The following is a 16,995-nucleotide window of genomic DNA, read 5'->3' on the forward strand; positions in this document are numbered from 1 at the left end:
TTATGGGATTAAAACAAAACTTGCATAAGCTTAAATTGAAGTATGAGGGCAAGAAAATGGCCCCTGCATTTAATGCATTACATACTTTCTTGTATAGCCCCAATGAAACCACACATAGTGGTGCTCACATACGTGCTGTAGATGATCTTAAGCGTACGATGAATACAGTAATCATAGCATTATTGCCTTGTTTACTTTTTGGGATTTTTAATGCTGGATACCAGCACTACTACGCCATTGCTGAAGCGGCTGGAACTGCAGCTCAATATAGAGCAGACGGTTTCTTTAGTACTAACTTCTGGAACTGGGACAACTTTGCTATCGGAGCTTGGACAGTACTTCCTTTAGTAATTGTTTCTTACGGTGTCGGACTTCTTGTGGAATTTATTTTTGCAGTTATTAAAGGACACGAAGTAGAGGAAGGATACCTAGTAACAGGTATGCTAGTACCGCTTATCGTTCCTATTGACATTCCATTATGGATGCTTGCTGTTGCAGTAGTGTTCGGAGTTGTAATTGGGAAAGAAGTATTTGGAGGAACAGGAATGAATATCCTGAATCCTGCACTTACCATACGTGCTTTCTTATTCTTTGCCTACCCTACGTGGATGTCTGGAGATAAAGTTTGGGTACACGAAGCTGTAGAAAGAGCAGGAGGACCTGATGCGATCTCTGGAGAAACCATACTTGGTAGCTATGCTCAAAATGCAACTACTATACCTTATGATTACTCTGATATGTTCCTCGGATTCATACCAGGATCTGTAGGAGAAACCTCAAAAATCCTCATTATCGTAGGTGCTCTTTTCTTGATATTTACAAAAATCGGAAGCTGGAGAATTATTTTCTCTACCCTTGTAGGTGCGCTTGTTATGGGACTTATCTTTAACGGCGTTGTGGATGCTGGATGGATAGACGATACGAGTAAATTTCACGGTCTGATGAGTGTTCCTTTCTGGCAACACCTTATTATAGGAAGTATCTTGTTTGGAGCCGTTTATATGGCCACCGATCCAGTAACGGCCTCACAAACTAATAAAGGGAAATGGATTTATGGGTTTTTGATAGGTTTCATATCTATAATGATACGTGTATTTAACCCTGCATATCCAGAAGGAGTTTTCCTCGCGATATTATTAATGAATGTGTTTGCTCCTACTATTGATCACTACGTGGTTCAAGGAAATGTGAAGAAAAGATTGAAACGTTTAAAAGTTAAAACAGCATAAGTTATGGCTAAAACAGACGGAAACGTATATACAGTAATATTTGCAACGATAATGGTTATCGCTGTAGGTGGAATTCTTTCTGCGCTTGCTGTAGGTTTAAAGCCTGCAATTAGCGAGAATGAGCGCTTTGAAAAGCAACAGAATATCCTGTATGCTATGGGCGTAAACGAGAATGTAGAGGGAGATAACGCTGTAAATTTTATCCCAACAGATAAAGTTGAAGCAGAATTCAAAAATTACATTAAAGAAAGCTATATCATCCAAAACGGAAAACTTGATAATGTTGCCGATTCTATCGCTTTTAAAATCGATATGAAGAAGCAGAGCAAGCTTTCTAAATCAGAACGTAAACTTCCTCTTTTTATAGGAGAGCGTGATGGCGGAAAGTATTATGTTATCCCTATGTATGGGAAAGGACTTTGGGATGCTATCTGGGGTTATGTTGCTTTAGATAAAGATCTTGTGGTTCAAGGAGTTTACTTTGATCACAAAGGAGAAACTCCTGGTCTGGGTGCTAATATTAAAGAGCGTTACTTTATGGACGACTTTACTGGCGAGCAGATAATGTCAAAAACTCAATATGCTGGAATAAGCGTGGCAAAAGGGAACAACGACCCAAAAAACGACGACAAAACAGATAATGAGGTAGATGCCCTCGCAGGAGCTACAATTACAGGAGATGGTGTATCTGCAATGATAAAGAGCACTCTTAAGTTGTACATCCCTCATATTAAAGAACTAAATAAGAAATCATAATGGCGATACTATCTAAAAAAGATCAGCGATTAATTCTAGATCCGCTAGCAGACGACAACCCGATTACGATTCAAGTACTCGGTATCTGTTCTGCACTTGCAATTACTGCGCAACTTAAAGCCTCTATAGTAATGGCAATCGCCGTATTATTTGTAATGGGCGTGGGTAATGTAGTGATTTCACTTATGCGTAATATCATCCCATCTAAAATCCGAATCATTGTACAACTTATCGTTGTTGCGACGCTCGTAATTATAGTGGATCAAGTACTTAAGGCTTATGCATATAGCTTGAGTAAGGAACTTTCAGTTTTCGTAGGACTTATCATTACAAACTGTATCATTATGGGACGTTTTGAGGCATTTGCCCTTGCAAACGGTCCTGCAAGATCATTCCTGGATGGTATAGGAAACGCATTAGGCTATGGAGTTATCCTTATTATCATAGGTTTCTTTAGAGAGCTTTTAGGTTCGGGTACGTTACTTGGGTTCAAAGTTTTAGGAGATCCTATTGAGAAAACAGGATTATATAGCATTGGTTACGAGAACAACGGATTTATGTTGTTATCACCTATGGCGCTCATCGTGGTTGGCTTAATTATTTGGGTACAACGTAGTCGTAATAAAGCCTTAATCGAAGAGAATTAGTGTCTAGTGTCTAGTGTCTAGTGTCTAGTGTCTAGTGTCTAGTGTCTAGTGTCTAGTGTCTAGTGTCTAGTGAAAATAATATTTATGCTTTCGCGAAAGTGTAAAATTTTAAAAATAAATGAAGAAGGTTCAAGATTTACTCGCTTACTCAAAATCCTTTGATAATGCGATGGAAATCTTTGAATTAACAAAAAAGTTTCCGAGAGAAGAAATTTACTCACTCACAGACCAAATAAGAAGGTCGTCGAGAAGTGTAACAGCAAACATCTCAGAAGCTTATAGAAAAAGACGTTATCCCAAACACTTTGTAAGCAAACTTACTGACAGTGATGGAGAAAATGGAGAAACACAAACTTGGCTAGAATACGCCTTAGCTTGTGGCTATATAGAAAAAGAAAATTTTAAAGAATTAAATAACAATTGTGATGAAATAGGAAAGTTGTTAAATTATATGATTTTGAATCCAGAAAAATTTGGATCCAAGTAGTACTTTACACTTTACACTTTACACTTTACACTTTTTAATGTTATGTTAGAACACATCGAACTATTTTTTAAATCCATCTTTATAGACAATATGGTATTTGCCACCTTCTTAGGAATGTGTTCTTACCTCGCAGTTTCTAAAAAGGTAACAACAGCCGTAGGTCTGGGGGCTGCAGTAATATTTGTACTTGCAGTGACCGTGCCACTTAACTGGTACCTGGATCAGTACATTCTTCGTGATGGAGCATTAGCTTGGTTAGGACCAGAGTATGCAGATTATGACTTGAGTTTCCTATCATTCATCCTCTTCATTGCAACCATTGCAACGATGGTGCAGCTTGTAGAGATTGTGGTAGAGAAATTCTCTCCTTCGCTTTATAATTCGCTAGGTATCTTTTTACCGCTTATCGCTGTGAACTGCGCAATTTTAGGAGGATCATTATTTATGCAATCTAGAGATATACAATCTGCTGGACTCGCCCTCAATTATGGAATTTCTTCTGGAATCGGTTGGTTCCTTGCAATTCTTGCGATTGCAGCGATACGTGAGAAAATACGTTACTCTAATGTTCCTGCCCCACTTCGCGGTTTAGGAATCACATTCATCATCACAGGATTAATGGCGATTGGGTTTATGAGTTTTGGAGGAATGCTTACTGGAGGTGATGAAGATGAAGGAGTAGCTTCTCCTACAACAGAATCTGCAGTTATAAAGGAGGATGCAAAAGAAGAGAAGACACTTGAAGTTGCTTCAATTACTAACGAAAAAGAAAACTAGTATATGATTTTAGCCGCAACAATGACTGGAGTTGTCCTTGCCACAATTATAGCATTTTTAGTGCTTGTATTATTCTTGGTAGGTATACTCTTGTTTACAAAACAAAAACTTTCTCCATCGGGTCCTGTAAAGATCACGATAAACGGAGAGAAAGAGGTAGAAGTTGAATCTGGAGGAACGCTCCTTTCTACTTTAGGAAATAATAAAATCTTCTTACCATCTGCCTGTGGTGGTGGTGGAACGTGTATTCAATGCGAATGTCACGTGCTTGAAGGTGGAGGAGAAGCTCTTCCTACGGAGACACCACACTTTAGCCGAAAAGAACTTGCTCATGGAGCACGTCTTGCTTGTCAGGTTAAGGTTAAGCAGAATATGAACATTACCATTCCAGAAGAAGTTTTTGGGATTAAGAAGTGGGACGCAACGGTTGTTCGTAATTATAACGTAGCATCTTTTATTAAAGAATTTGTAGTTGAAATTCCTGAAGATATGGGATATAAAGCTGGAGGATATATCCAGATTGAAATCCCGCCTTGTGAGATCAAATATGAAGATATAGATATTACAGCGCACCCAGAAGAGCACGATACTCCAGACAAGTTTCAAGCAGAGTGGGATAAGTTTGGTCTATGGCCACTCACGATGAAAAATAATGAAACCGTTGAGCGTGCATACTCTATGGCTTCCTTCCCAGCCGAAGGTCGCGAGATTATGCTCAACGTACGTATTGCTACGCCACCTTGGGACCGTTCTAAAAACCAATGGATGGATGTTAATCCTGGGGTTGCTTCCTCATACATTTTTGCTCAGAAACCTGGTGATAAAGTAGTCATTTCAGGACCTTATGGAGAATTCTTCATAAACGAGTCTGAGTCTGAAATGCTTTATGTAGGTGGTGGAGCTGGAATGGCACCTATGCGTTCTCACTTGTATCACCTTTTCAAAACCCTTAAAACTGGACGTACAGTTACTTACTGGTACGGTGGACGTTCTAAGCGTGAGTTATTTTACATAGATCACTTTAAGGAACTAGAAAGAGACTTCCCTAACTTTAAATTCTATATGGCACTTTCTGAGCCTATGGAAGAAGACAACTGGAAAGTAAAAGAAGACACAGATGCCGAAGGTGATGGTTTTGTAGGTTTTATACACCAAGTGGTAATAGACCAATACTTAAGCAAGCACGAAGCTCCAGAAGATATTGAACTTTATTTCTGCGGTCCTCCACTTATGAACAATGCAGTTCAAAAAATGGGAGAAGACTTCGGAATTCCTGATGAGCACATACGCTTTGATGACTTTGGAGGATAATATACTCCCCTCGTAAACGAGGATCTCATATACAGAAAACCCGATGCAGTTATGTATCGGGTTTTCTATTTGTCACGAATAATTACATTTTTCTTTAATTAAGACTTCAACAACCCATAGTTCATAAGATGCACAAACTTATTATCGACAACCTCATCATATTATTTAACCGAGACCTGAACAAACTAAAGGAGGAAATTCTGCTTTACACGGAAGATTCAAATCTTTGGAAAATCCACAAATCCATAAATAACTCTGGTGGCAATCTATGCCTCCACCTTATAGGAAATTTAAAAACGTACGTCGGAAATGGGCTCTCTGGTAATGAATACACTCGTAACAGAATATTTGAATTCTCTGGAAGAGATGTAAAAAGAACAGAACTCTATAGGGAAATAGATGATACAATGACTATTGTAGAGCAAGGATTAAAGCGTTTGGACAAACAATTGTTAGAGGGAGAATTCCCCATTAAGATCTGGAAAGAAAAAAAAGGGACGTTATTTACGCTCTTACATTTACATGCTCATCTTAATTATCATTTAGGTCAAATTAATTACCATAGAAGAATGCTAGAGTAAATTCTCATTATTTCCTTTTATGTAATTTATATTGCCCTCATCAACTGTAAATTTTACGCTTTCGCGAAAGCGTATCAAATAACATTATCTTCTTTTGTGAGTTATTACAGTAATGAAAAAACTCATAATTCCACTCGTCATTATTGCTACAATCGCGGTTCTCTTTTTCAACACAACAGAAAAAGGAAAAAATGTCAAAGGTGTCGTCGCAACATACCTCACTCCTACTTCCCTCATTAATGATAATGGAATGACGGTTAAAGACAGAATCAAATTACCCGAAGGTTTTAAAAGGGACTACACAGTACAAAATACTTTTTCTCACTACATCCACAACTATAAACTCAAGCCTGGTGACGCCCAAGTTATCAATTATGATGGCGAACCTTACATCTATCAGGCAGGCCACATAGGCGTTCTGGACCTACCCGTTCCCTCTAACGGATTGCAACAATGCGCCGATGCCCTAATAAGATTGCGCGCCGAATACTTATGGGACAACAACAGAAAAGATGAAATAGGATTCAAATTTACCAGCGGTCATTATTGTTCTTGGGAGAAATATGCAGCGGGATTTCGACCAAAAGTAAATGGTAATAAAGTCACATTTTCTAAAACCGCAAAAGCAAATGCTTCTAAGGCCAACTTTTACAACTACCTCAATTTAATATTTACTTATGCAGGCACCTATTCCCTTGCTCAAGAGCTTCGTGAGATTAAAGCACTAAATGAAATTAAAATAGGTGATCTTCTCATTTATCCAGGTTTTCCTGGCCACGTAATTATGATTGCCGACATCGCAAGAGACGAAAATGGAAAACCGCATTTTGTTTTTTTACAAGGGAACACTCCAGCTCAAAGCGTGCATTTAATAAAAAATCCCAATAATCGCGACTTAAGTCCGTGGTATGATTTGGAGGGACTTTCGGCTTTGCAGATTCCTACATATACATTTTCAGAGTTTAAGATTGTTCGATTCCTCTAATACAACTTGTTTAAACACTGCCTTATTACCTCCTATTTTTACTTCACATAAAATGAAGATGATGCCTGTTTACGCTTTCGCGAAAGCGTTATCAATTTTGTACCTTTGCTACTCTTAAAAATTAAAACAAAACCACTATGGGAAAAGGATTTTTTCAAGTACCAATCGCTGTAAACGAAGAAGTAAAATCGTATGCGCCAGGCTCTCCTGAGCGCAAAGAAGTTGCTGCAGCTTATAAAGAATTATTTAACGCGCACACAGAAGTACCGATGTATATCAATGGGAAAGAAGTGCGCACTAAGGATACGCGTACCATCCACCCTCCACACGACCATAAAAAAGTTGTAGGAGAATATCATCTTGCAGAAAAAACGCATATTGACCAGGCTATCGCTGGTGCATTGGATGCTCGTACAGAATGGGCAGAGCTTCCCTGGGAGCAACGTGCAGGGATTTTCTTAAAAGCTGCAGAGCTTATCGCTGGTCCTTACCGCGCAAAGATTAACGCAGCAACGATGATCAATCAATCTAAAACGATTTATCAAGCTGAAATTGATGCCGCTTGCGAGCTCATAGACTTTTTACGTTTCAACGTTCAGTTTATGACAGATATCTATAACGAACAACCAGAATCTACATCTGGCGCTTGGAATAGACTGGAATACCGTCCTCTGGAAGGATTCATTTATGCAATTACTCCATTTAATTTTACTGCCATTGCAGCAAACCTACCTGCTGCCTGTGCTCTTATGGGCAATGTAGTCGTGTGGAAACCTTCGGACAGTCAGATGCTTTCGGCTAAGATAATCCTTGATATTTTCCGTGAAGCTGGAGTACCAGACGGGGTAATTCAAGTGGTACACGGAGACCCCGTAATGATTACAGACACGGTACTTGCAAGTCCTGATTTCTCTGGATTGCATTTTACGGGTTCTACGCACGTTTTTAAGGACATCTGGAAAAAAATAGGTGAAAATATACACAACTATAAAACCTACCCACGTATCGTAGGAGAAACTGGTGGTAAGGATTTTATCGTGGCACACCCTAGTGCTCCAGCGCAACAAGTAGCTACAGCGATCTCACGTGGTGCTTTTGAGTTTCAAGGTCAGAAATGTAGTGCAGCTAGTCGTGGGTACATTCCCGCTTCTATATGGGAGGATGTAAAGAAACTTGTTATTAAAGACGTGAAGTCCTTTAAAATGGGATCACCAGAGGATATGAGTAACTTCATTACTGCGGTGATACACGAAGGTTCTTTTGACAAACTGGCAAAATATATAGATCAAGCAAAAGATGATGCAAATGCAGAGATCATTGTAGGTGGAGGTCACGACAAGAAAAAAGGATACTTCATCGAACCAACGGTCATTGTAACAACTGACCCTAACTATACAACGATGCATACAGAGCTTTTTGGCCCCGTAATGACCATTTACGTATACGAGGATAAAGATTGGATCGAGATGCTTAAACTGGTAGACAAAACGAGTGAATATGCACTCACCGGTGCTATACTCTCTACAGATCGTTATGCAGTACAAGAAGCAACGAAAGCATTGCAAAACGCGGCTGGAAACTTTTACATAAACGACAAGCCTACGGGAGCTGTAGTAGGGCAACAACCCTTTGGTGGTGCGCGTGCTTCGGGTACAAATGACAAGGCTGGATCAATGCTTAACTTATTACGCTGGGTAAGCCCTCGTATGATTAAGGAGACCTTTGTAACTCCTACTGATTATCGTTATCCGTTTTTGGGGTAATGAAACTCCCGCTTTCGCGAAAGCTCAATTCATAGAAAACAAAGCCTGCTCTTAATATTAAGAGCAGGCTTTATCTTTCTTTATAATTCTATTTCTTCAAAAGCTAAGAGACAACCGAAAAAATCTATAATATAAAAATGCGATTACTGACACTTCCACTTTTAGTCAATCGATGCCAAACAAAAATCCCAATGCTTTCACATTGGGATTCTTCATTATTTATTTTCTCTTCACGCTAAAGACGTGATCTTAGAAAAGCGTAATGAAAGATTACTCTTTCACCTTTTCTTTCATCTGCTCAAACTTGCCTAACTTCTTAGGTTTTGGCCAGCTGTTATTGTCTGTATCAACATCAGCAGTTTCTAGGTCTGGATCTAGTGTGATTTTCACAAGTTCCTTATCTGTTGCAAGGGCTTTGCTTACTTCTGCATCGTTCTTACGCCATACTTGTGCAGGATAGGTAACTTTCTCCTTGCTACCGTCTGCATACTCATACTCAACTATGATAGGCATTGGGATTCCTCCTGGCTTTTCAAAAACAATTTGGTATAAGTGCTTAGGTGCTTCCATTTTCGCACGCTCTTCTGGAGTAAAGTTATCCATTAAGTACTCGTTGAGCGTAGGAGCATTTTCCAGTGTAGATTTATCCTTCATCGCTGGATCAAAATCCTCACTATCTTCTGTAACTACATAAACTGCGTCAATCGTACTTGGATCAGTCACGCCATAACGGGCTAAAAGCTCTTTACCTTCTTTAGTCGCTTTATCTGTAACATAGTAAGATTTTACCTCTTTGATTCCTATATCGACATTTTCTGTACTATAGAACCATCCTCTCCAGTACCAATCCAGATCTACTGCAGACGCATCTTCCATCGTACGGAAGAAATCCTCTGGTGTAGGGTGCTTAAACATCCAGCGTTGTGCATAAGTTTTAAACGCGTGGTCAAAAAGATCGTGACCCATAACTGTCTCACGTAAGATGTTAAGCGCTGTTGCCGGCTTACCATAAGCGTTGTTTCCTAGCTGGAAAGCATTCTCAGGGTTAGACATGATAGGCGCAATGAAGTCTTGGTTCCCCTTCATATAGTTTACAATGGCAGATGGTGCTCCGCGACGTGATGGGTATTTATCATTTGGTGCGATTGCCTCTGGATATTTTTCTCCAAATTCCTGCTCCGTAAGATATTGCATAAAGGTATCAAGTCCTTCATCCATCCATCCCCACTGGCGCTCGTCGCTATTTACAATCATCGGGAAGTAGTTGTGTCCTACTTCATGTATAATTACTGAGATCATACCGTATTTTACACGATCACTGTATGTGCCATCCTCGTTAGGACGACCATAATTCCAGCATATCATAGGATATTCCATTCCTTGTCCCTTTGCGTGAACAGATATAGCTTTAGGATAAGGATAATCAAATGTAAATTTAGAATAAGTCTCTAATGATTGTACAACTGCCTTTGTAGAGTACTCTTCCCACAATGGGTTTCCTTCTGGTGGGTAGATAGAAATTGCCATCACATCACGCTCTGGAAATTTTACTGCTTGTGCATCCATAAGGAAACGACGTGAAGAAGCAAAACCAAAATCACGTACATTCTCTGCCTTAAGTTTCCAAGTTTTAGTTTTAGTAGAACGTCCTTGTGCTAGTTTCTCTGTCTCTGCTTGTGTACGAATGATTACTGGTTTATCATACGACTTTGTCGCTTGTTCCCATCGCTTCCATTCTTCTTTTGAGTACACATCCTTACGATTAGTAAGTACTCCTGTCCCGTCTAGTAAGTGGTCTGCAGGTGTTGTGATATTTACCTCATAATCTCCAAAAGGAAGTGCAAACTCACCATTCCCCCAGAATTGATAATTCTGCCATCCTTCTACATCGTTGTAAACTGCCATTCTTGGGAAGAACTGTGCAATCACATACCCTCTGTTTCCGTCTGCAAAAGTCTCATATCCAGAGCGTGCACGATCTACAGTGTGTTCAGGAATTAAATAACTCCAACGGATGGAGAACGTAAACTCATCGCCAGCCTTTAAAGGCTTAGCCATATCGATACGCATCATCGTCCAGTTTATGGTATACTTTAATGGTTTTCCATTTGCCGTAACGGCTGAGATTTTAAAACCTCCGTCAAAAGGCTCACCCATAAATTGACTCACAAAACCGCCTGTCTGGTTTACTGGAGAAATGCCGCTACCGTTTTTTTCTTTTGCAGGAGAGTTTGCCTCACGTACATTTTGATCTAATTGCACCCATAAGTACTCAAGGTCATCTGGCGAATTATTTTTGTAAGTAATCGTTTCATAACCGCTCAATGTCTGGTTCTCGTCATTAAGAGTGATATCCATTTTATAGTCGGCTTCATTCTGGTAGTACGCATTTCCAGGAGCTCCAGAAGCCGTTCTGTACTGGTTAGGCGTTGCCATCTCATTGTACAACTGGCGGAACTTATTTGTGTTTACGTGTCCTCCCTGACGTTCTTCTTTTTGAGTTTCTTCACTTTCTTGAGCTACTACAGTAAGACTGAAAAGCGCAAGCATTGCAAAGCAAGCTATTTTAAAACGATTCATATATAATTATTAAGGTGTTTAAAGTGCCTAAAAATAGGCATTCACAGATGGCTTTGGGAAATTATTCTGAAAAATTTAACACGGCTTTAGCATTTCCTTTAATGAGCAGGAAGCTCTTCTTTTTACCATTGATTTCGGTATGCATCATATTCTTTTGGTCTGGAAAAAGATCCATCAATAATTCATTATTTATGGAGACATCATGAATAGTTGCTACATTCTCGATCTCAATGTAAACTACAACATAGTCATCTTCATATTCTTTACCTATAAAAGACTGCTCCTGCTCAAAGCCGTTTATGGAAACCTCCAGCTTTGCTCTCATATATTTTTGTAGATAACGATCAAGTTTTTCTTGGTCTGCAGTAGCATCTACAACGATACTTTTATCATAGCGTTCTTGCAGGACAGCTTCTAAATCGTCATAAAATAGTCGTGTGATTATTTGGAGAGATTCCGCTTCGGGGTTATGCGTAACATCGGTTACGCTCAGGTAATATTTATGGGCGCCAAAAGAAAGAAACAATGGCGCTAAAAAAAGTATAATCTTAAATTTACTCATTAAATGTGGTTTGTTACGCTTTCGCGAAAGCGTATAAATACAAATTACCCTAGCCCAAAATGTATGCCGTTATTCCTGTGATTTGAGTTCTCTATACAAAGGTGCCTTTTCCATCATAAATTCTAGTAGGCCAAAGGTATCATCTACATCTACAAATTCCTTTGCCTTGGGGTCTTCGAAAACGTAGTATACAAAATCCTCGATGTTCTCCGGAGCTATCTTGAGCTCTCGCATATATAATGAGTCTGAAAATCGCTGCCTGTTATCTACCATCTGCTTTTCAAAACGGCTGACTTCGATATGTTTCTTGAGCATCTTGAGCCGGCCCGTAATAGAATTTATCAACCCATCCAGCGGAATCCCACCACCACTAGAAACGGCAGTATGATAGCGACGTTCCTCCACGGTGCGCTTAGGCGCTGTATTTTTAGGAAGTCCCAAATCCTCTGGATATAAATTAGGTTTGCCTTTAGTACTTTGAGCATCACGGTTTAGGTTACCAGAAAGGTCTATATTGCTCACCTCTACTTCCTCTAGTTCATTAACTTTTGGAATGAGGTAAATCGTAATTCTCTTTCGGTCAAAAATGGTCTGATTTACCACAAACTGCCGTGGCTCATATTGCACTGCACTTATGTTTATGGTATCTCCCAGCCTAGCATCTATCGTAAATTCTCCATTGAGACTTGTTGCGGTTCCCTTACGCATAGAAAGGTTCACAACATTAAGTTGAGAGCGGTCTATTGTATCGTTAAGTACTTTCCCCTCGAGTTCAATCACTTCATCAGACTGTGCATAAGTAAAACTCCCGTATAGAATTATAAATAAAAGAATAATCTGTTTCAAATGATGTTGTTGTTTTATTGCTTTTCTGTAGCCCTCAAATCTAAATACTTTTTTGCTTTAACCATAAAGAAGGCAAATAACTTAATCTTATCTACCTTATCTGTAGACGGAAGTTCCTCGTCATCAATAGCATAATAAACAAAATCTTCTATCAGAGCTTGAGGTATATTACATTCTTCTATATAAAATTCATCTGGAAATTGATCGCGATATTGCCATACTTTAGTTTGGTAGTTTGACACGGCAATATGTTTTTTTAGACGTTTTGTTTTTCCGGTAATACCATTTATAACCGCCGCTAGAGGTATATCAAAACGGGCATTATACCTTCCCACTTGGTCTGCCCCTCTGGTGGAGCCTGTGTAAAGCCGTCGCTCCTCTCTAGTACGTTCTGGAGCGGTATTTTCTTGGAGCCCTAAATCACCAGGGAGCAGGTGAGCATTCTCTTTGATTTGGGTTGCATCACTTAATAGATTACCAGATAAATTTGTATTGCTTATATCCACATTCTGCAAAACTGTAATCTTAGGAATAAGATAAAAGTAAACGGTCTGATCACTATATATTTTCTCTGAAACCACAAACTGCCTCGGCTCATATTGCACGGCACTTATGTTTATAGTATCACGTAATCTCACAGGAATAATAAAGGACCCATTTGAGTCTGTTATAGCTCCTTTTTTAAATGTAATGTTTACTAAGTTAAGGGATGCTTTATCTATGGTATCGTTGAGTACTTTACCCCTCAAATTAACAATATCTTGAGCAGAAAGATTTGAAACTATTAAAAAAAAGAAGAAGACGAAAAACCGCAAACCTTAATTCCTATTCTTCTTATATGACTCGCTCTTTTCTAATAAAAACTCTAATAGTTCTAATTCCCTTCCACGATCAAAATAGCTAGCGTCAAGTCCTTCTTGCTCTGCATAAAATACAAATGGACTTATTTCTTCTATTTCTAAACCCATATTTTCTTGAAAAAAGGCATCGTTATACAATTTTCTCAAGACAACGTCAACGTTAGGTTCAATGGCATTTTTGTCGATTTTATAATGGTCACTTTTCTGAAATATCGCTCTAAAAATGTTTACAAAGTTCAACCCATTTTGAAAGTTAAGCCCTTCGATGGCTTCATTGCGTACTGAGGTCTGAGCATCTGCAACAATCTCGTAATCGTTTTCTATTTCGGCAATGGTAGTAGCCTTTATGGGATTAAAACTTTGTGTTTTTACTTTTCCAACATCTACAGATATATTACCAGAGAGATCATAAGGCCTTACGGTTACATTATCTAGCACCGTAAGATTTTCTACAAGTTCTAACCGCATTCCTTTGTTCTGTATAATTCCTTCATCTACAATTACAACCACGTCATTATATTGTAGTGCACTAAATACAACCCTATCATTTAGTCCTACAGATAGTGTAAAAAAACCATTCTCATCTGTAATCGTCCCCGCGTTAGAGCTTTTATCAAAAACCGTAATCCCTTCTCGACTATCTCCATCAGGCACAAGAATTTGACCTCTAATTTTTATACGTTCCTGTGCAATGGCTCCAGTAACAACAAATAGCAGTAAGAATAGTATTTTTTTCATATTTTTAGTTTTTTTACAATAGCTAATTAACGCAAGGTAATTTTATTAAAATTAAAATGCAGCCTAAATTTTTGTTAATAGGCTTTCTTAAATTTACACATAAATTGTGGAAGTATGCTTGTGATGAGTACGCTTTCGCGAAAGCGTAAACCTCCGTGTCAAAAAACCTTATCATCGCCAGCACGTCCACCATTTACGGTAGTGGCTACTTAGAATATCTCTTGCCCACTCTGGCCAAACACTTTGCCGAATGCTCAGAAATCATCTTTATCCCCTATGCTAGACCTGGCGGAATCTCTCACGATGCCTATACAGATGTAGCCTTAAAGGCATTTGAAAAAATAGGGAAGCGCATTGTGGGATTGCACACTTTTAAGGATCCCGTGAGCGCTATTCTAGATGCAGCCGGTATTTTTACGGGAGGCGGGAACACATTTGTCCTCGTAAATATGCTCTATAAAACCGAAGTAATGCCAGCGTTGCGCACCATCCTGCACCAAGGAACGCCATATCTGGGCACAAGCGCAGGAAGTAACATCTGTGGTCTCACGATGCAAACGACTAATGATATGCCCATAGCTTATCCGCCTAGTTTTAAGACGTTGGGGATGGCACCTTTTAATATCAATCCACATTATATCGACCCGATAAAAGGCGACACTCATATGGGAGAAACCCGGGAAACTCGTATTAAAGAATTTCACGCGCATAATGATATCCCAGTGGTAGGATTGCGAGAAGGTAGCTGGATTCAGGTTGCCAATAAGAAAATGGTACTCCATGGCGAACACACCGCCCGAATTTTTACCAAAGGAAAAGATCCTTTTGAAATAGAAACCGGGAGCTTACTATCGTTCTAAACTCGCTTTCGCGAAAACGTATTCCGAATAAATTTCGAGGGCAAAAAAAAAACCCTCACATCGTGAAGGTCTTAAAGAGCGGGAGACCAGGTTCGAACTGGCGACATTCAGCTTGGAAGGCTGACGCTCTACCAACTGAGCTACTCCCGCAGTAAAGCGATGCAAAAATAGACTTTTTTCAAAATAATTGAAATTAAATTTAAAAATTTTCAAAAATATTTCATCCAGCACTTTGTCGATGATAAGAACACTTACGGCGATAAAAAATACTTTGATACCTACATCTTAATAAGGATTTCAGTCATTCAAAAAAATGACTTAATTTAGAAACCTAACTGTGAGAATATTACGTAGGTATATTTAATTAAATTTGACATTTTTGCAGAAATTTCTGTCAATTTATCATTCAAGACCAACATCATATGAAGAAAATTTTACTTCTCCTATTCGTTTTATCATTTGGTTATTCAGCTTTTGCACAAGTAAAAGTTGGCGATAACCCTAACACTATTGATAGTAGTTCTTTATTGGAATTAGAGAGCGCTGATAGAGTACTCGTGATTACCCGTGTGACTACCGTTCAGATGAACGCTATCACTCCGTTAGCTGGAGCACTCGTATACAATACCGACGAGCAATGTCTTTTCCAATACAACGGGGCTACTTGGTCAAGCCTTTGCGTGATGATAAATGAGACGGTATCCCCTCTGATTAATAATAATGATGGAACGTACACCTATACCGATGAAACTGGTGCTACACAACTTATAGATACCCGTGCGGAAAGTAATCCTTACGATGGAACTTCTTCAGGGCTTATAGCGACAAATGTACAGGATGCCATAGATGAAATAAATGCTAGCGCAGGAAACATAGGTCTAACAGATAATGGAGATGGCACATATACATTTACAGATGGCGATGGCAATACCACGACAATAGAAGATACTTCCATTTCTACACTCATAGATAACGGAGATGGAACATACACCTATACTGATGAAAATGGAAGCGTTCAAACAATTGACACAAATGCATCTACAAACCCATACGACAACACCATTTCTGGATTAAATGCAACAAATGTTCAAGATGCAATAGATGAAATTAATGGTGCTGCTGGGATGGTAATGATTGTAGATAACGGCGACGGCACGTATCTATTTACTGACAGTATGGGTGCGACCACGCTAATCTCGGACACTTCAATATCTACATTGATTGACAATACAGATGGAACGTATACTTATACGGATGAAACTGGTGTGACTACAACTATTGACACAAACGCCCTTACAAACCCCTATAACAATGCGGTCTCTGGATTGATTGCTACAAACGTGCAAGATGCTATTGACGAAATAAATGCCGCTGCTGGTACAGTAGGACTTATAGACAACGGGGATGGAACTTACATCTTTACAGATGCAAACGGAACAACAACATTAATTTCCGACACTACAATTTCTACGTTAGTAGATAACGGAAATTTCTCATATACTTATACTGATGAAACTGGGGCGACAACAACTTTTAGCATCAATGGTGTTACTGTTGCCGATAATAATGATGGTCGCATAATCGCGCTTGTTACAGAACCAGATGGTGATGTTATCAATATAGAGGAAACAATAACCTCATTAGTCAATAATAATGATGGCACCTACACTTATACTAATGAAGATGGCGCTACAACCATTATAAGCGACACTTCCCTTTCTACACTCGTAGACAACGGTGACGGGACTTATACCTACACCGACGAGACGGGTGCGACCACTACAATTGACACCAATGCGCTTTCAAATCCGTACGACAACACCGTATCGATGCTTACGGCAACAAACGTGCAGGATGCCATCGATGAGATCAATGCCTCAGCAGGGACAGTGAGCCTCGTACCGGGAGCAAACGATGGGGAGTTCATATTTACAGATGCAAGCGGAGCGACCACACTCATCTCAGATACGTCCATATCTACAATCGTAGACAACGGTGACGGGACTTATACCT

16 protein-coding genes and 1 tRNA gene are annotated in these 16,995 nt (G+C 39.3%); 11 read left to right on the forward strand and 6 right to left on the reverse strand.

The features are described from left to right. The first annotated feature begins 2 nt into the window (after window positions 1-2). The 9 genes from EAX61_RS14835 (at window position 3) to pruA (ending at window position 8,536) form a co-directional block, all read left to right on the forward strand. Entirely contained in the window at window positions 3-1,229 is a 1,227-nt protein-coding gene (locus EAX61_RS14835) for an NADH:ubiquinone reductase (Na(+)-transporting) subunit B (protein WP_121918497.1), read from the forward strand. Between the two features lie 3 nt (window positions 1,230-1,232). Then, complete coding sequence (locus EAX61_RS14840) at window positions 1,233-1,985, forward strand: Na(+)-translocating NADH-quinone reductase subunit C (protein ID WP_121918498.1); 753 nt, start codon at window positions 1,233-1,235, stop codon at window positions 1,983-1,985. After that, complete coding sequence (locus EAX61_RS14845) at window positions 1,985-2,632, forward strand: NADH:ubiquinone reductase (Na(+)-transporting) subunit D (protein WP_121918499.1); 648 nt, start codon at window positions 1,985-1,987, stop codon at window positions 2,630-2,632. Before EAX61_RS14840 ends, EAX61_RS14845 begins: the two co-directional genes overlap by 1 nt. A 118-nt stretch (window positions 2,633-2,750) precedes the next feature. Next, window positions 2,751-3,119 (forward strand): four helix bundle protein, encoded by a 369-nt coding sequence (locus tag EAX61_RS14850; protein ID WP_121918500.1) that lies wholly within the window; start codon window positions 2,751-2,753, stop codon window positions 3,117-3,119. Window positions 3,120-3,161: 42 nt separating this feature from the next. Continuing rightward, on the forward strand, window positions 3,162-3,896 hold the full coding sequence (gene nqrE / locus EAX61_RS14855; protein ID WP_121918501.1) for an NADH:ubiquinone reductase (Na(+)-transporting) subunit E: 735 nt from the start codon (window positions 3,162-3,164) through the stop codon (window positions 3,894-3,896). Window positions 3,897-3,899: 3 nt separating this feature from the next. Next, the gene (gene nqrF, locus EAX61_RS14860) at window positions 3,900-5,207 is read left to right on the forward strand and encodes an NADH:ubiquinone reductase (Na(+)-transporting) subunit F (protein ID WP_121918502.1); all 1,308 of its coding nucleotides are present in this window, start codon (window positions 3,900-3,902) and stop codon (window positions 5,205-5,207) included. Between the two features lie 128 nt (window positions 5,208-5,335). Beyond that, window positions 5,336-5,788, forward strand: coding sequence for a DUF1572 family protein (locus EAX61_RS14865; protein WP_121918503.1), 453 nt, complete (start codon window positions 5,336-5,338; stop codon window positions 5,786-5,788). 112 nt (window positions 5,789-5,900) lie between these two features. After that, on the forward strand, window positions 5,901-6,773 hold the full coding sequence (locus EAX61_RS14870; protein ID WP_121918504.1) for a DUF4846 domain-containing protein: 873 nt from the start codon (window positions 5,901-5,903) through the stop codon (window positions 6,771-6,773). Between the two features lie 137 nt (window positions 6,774-6,910). Next, entirely contained in the window at window positions 6,911-8,536 is a 1,626-nt protein-coding gene (pruA, locus tag EAX61_RS14875; protein WP_121918505.1) for an L-glutamate gamma-semialdehyde dehydrogenase, read from the forward strand. Window positions 8,537-8,806: 270 nt separating this feature from the next. Here pruA and EAX61_RS14880 read toward each other — a convergent pair whose 3' ends face one another. From EAX61_RS14880 to EAX61_RS14900, 5 genes are all read right to left on the reverse strand, one after another. Next, window positions 8,807-11,116 (reverse strand): M1 family metallopeptidase, encoded by a 2,310-nt coding sequence (locus EAX61_RS14880; RefSeq protein WP_121918506.1) that lies wholly within the window; start codon window positions 11,114-11,116, stop codon window positions 8,807-8,809. Window positions 11,117-11,177: 61 nt separating this feature from the next. Next, window positions 11,178-11,678 carry a DUF6702 family protein gene (locus EAX61_RS14885; RefSeq protein WP_121918507.1) on the reverse strand — a complete coding sequence of 167 codons (501 nt, stop codon included), beginning with the start codon at window positions 11,676-11,678 and terminating at the stop codon, window positions 11,178-11,180. 69 nt (window positions 11,679-11,747) lie between these two features. Further along, the gene (locus tag EAX61_RS14890) at window positions 11,748-12,524 is read right to left on the reverse strand and encodes a peptidase associated/transthyretin-like domain-containing protein (protein WP_121918508.1); all 777 of its coding nucleotides are present in this window, start codon (window positions 12,522-12,524) and stop codon (window positions 11,748-11,750) included. A 14-nt stretch (window positions 12,525-12,538) separates the two neighbouring features. Then, complete coding sequence (locus EAX61_RS14895) at window positions 12,539-13,273, reverse strand: peptidase associated/transthyretin-like domain-containing protein (RefSeq protein WP_121918509.1); 735 nt, start codon at window positions 13,271-13,273, stop codon at window positions 12,539-12,541. A 69-nt stretch (window positions 13,274-13,342) separates the two neighbouring features. Next, complete coding sequence (locus tag EAX61_RS14900; protein WP_121918510.1) at window positions 13,343-14,122, reverse strand: hypothetical protein; 780 nt, start codon at window positions 14,120-14,122, stop codon at window positions 13,343-13,345. Window positions 14,123-14,277: 155 nt separating this feature from the next. On the opposite strand from EAX61_RS14900, the gene pepE reads away from it, so the two are divergent. Continuing rightward, the gene (gene pepE / locus EAX61_RS14905) at window positions 14,278-14,982 is read left to right on the forward strand and encodes a dipeptidase PepE (RefSeq protein WP_121918511.1); all 705 of its coding nucleotides are present in this window, start codon (window positions 14,278-14,280) and stop codon (window positions 14,980-14,982) included. Between the two features lie 77 nt (window positions 14,983-15,059). On the opposite strand, the gene EAX61_RS14910 is transcribed toward pepE, so the two are convergent. Further along, window positions 15,060-15,132: transfer RNA gene (locus EAX61_RS14910), tRNA-Gly, on the reverse strand. Between the two features lie 272 nt (window positions 15,133-15,404). On the opposite strand from EAX61_RS14910, the gene EAX61_RS14915 reads away from it, so the two are divergent. After that, a partial coding sequence (locus EAX61_RS14915) for a beta strand repeat-containing protein (RefSeq protein WP_201739470.1) occupies window positions 15,405-16,995 on the forward strand: 1,591 nt, incomplete at its 3' end.

Source organism: Dokdonia sinensis (genome assembly GCF_003688895.1).
In the GTDB taxonomy this organism is placed as follows: Bacteria; Bacteroidota; Bacteroidia; order Flavobacteriales; family Flavobacteriaceae; genus Dokdonia; species Dokdonia sinensis.

What these genes read in the sequence shown, in the direction of transcription:
- EAX61_RS14885 (WP_121918507.1), bottom strand. Translation starts at nt 11,678, where the DNA reads ATGAGTAAATTTAAGATTATACTTTTTTTAGCGCCATTGTTTCTTTCT.
- EAX61_RS14880 (WP_121918506.1), bottom strand. Translation starts at nt 11,116, where the DNA reads ATGAATCGTTTTAAAATAGCTTGCTTTGCAATGCTTGCGCTTTTCAGT.
- EAX61_RS14835 (WP_121918497.1), top strand. Translation starts at nt 3, where the DNA reads ATGGGATTAAAACAAAACTTGCATAAGCTTAAATTGAAGTATGAGGGC.
- pruA (WP_121918505.1), top strand. Translation starts at nt 6,911, where the DNA reads ATGGGAAAAGGATTTTTTCAAGTACCAATCGCTGTAAACGAAGAAGTA.
- nqrF (WP_121918502.1), top strand. Translation starts at nt 3,900, where the DNA reads ATGATTTTAGCCGCAACAATGACTGGAGTTGTCCTTGCCACAATTATA.
- EAX61_RS14900 (WP_121918510.1), bottom strand. Translation starts at nt 14,122, where the DNA reads ATGAAAAAAATACTATTCTTACTGCTATTTGTTGTTACTGGAGCCATT.
- EAX61_RS14845 (WP_121918499.1), top strand. Translation starts at nt 1,985, where the DNA reads ATGGCGATACTATCTAAAAAAGATCAGCGATTAATTCTAGATCCGCTA.
- EAX61_RS14850 (WP_121918500.1), top strand. Translation starts at nt 2,751, where the DNA reads ATGAAGAAGGTTCAAGATTTACTCGCTTACTCAAAATCCTTTGATAAT.
- EAX61_RS14840 (WP_121918498.1), top strand. Translation starts at nt 1,233, where the DNA reads ATGGCTAAAACAGACGGAAACGTATATACAGTAATATTTGCAACGATA.
- EAX61_RS14870 (WP_121918504.1), top strand. Translation starts at nt 5,901, where the DNA reads ATGAAAAAACTCATAATTCCACTCGTCATTATTGCTACAATCGCGGTT.
- nqrE (WP_121918501.1), top strand. Translation starts at nt 3,162, where the DNA reads ATGTTAGAACACATCGAACTATTTTTTAAATCCATCTTTATAGACAAT.
- EAX61_RS14865 (WP_121918503.1), top strand. Translation starts at nt 5,336, where the DNA reads ATGCACAAACTTATTATCGACAACCTCATCATATTATTTAACCGAGAC.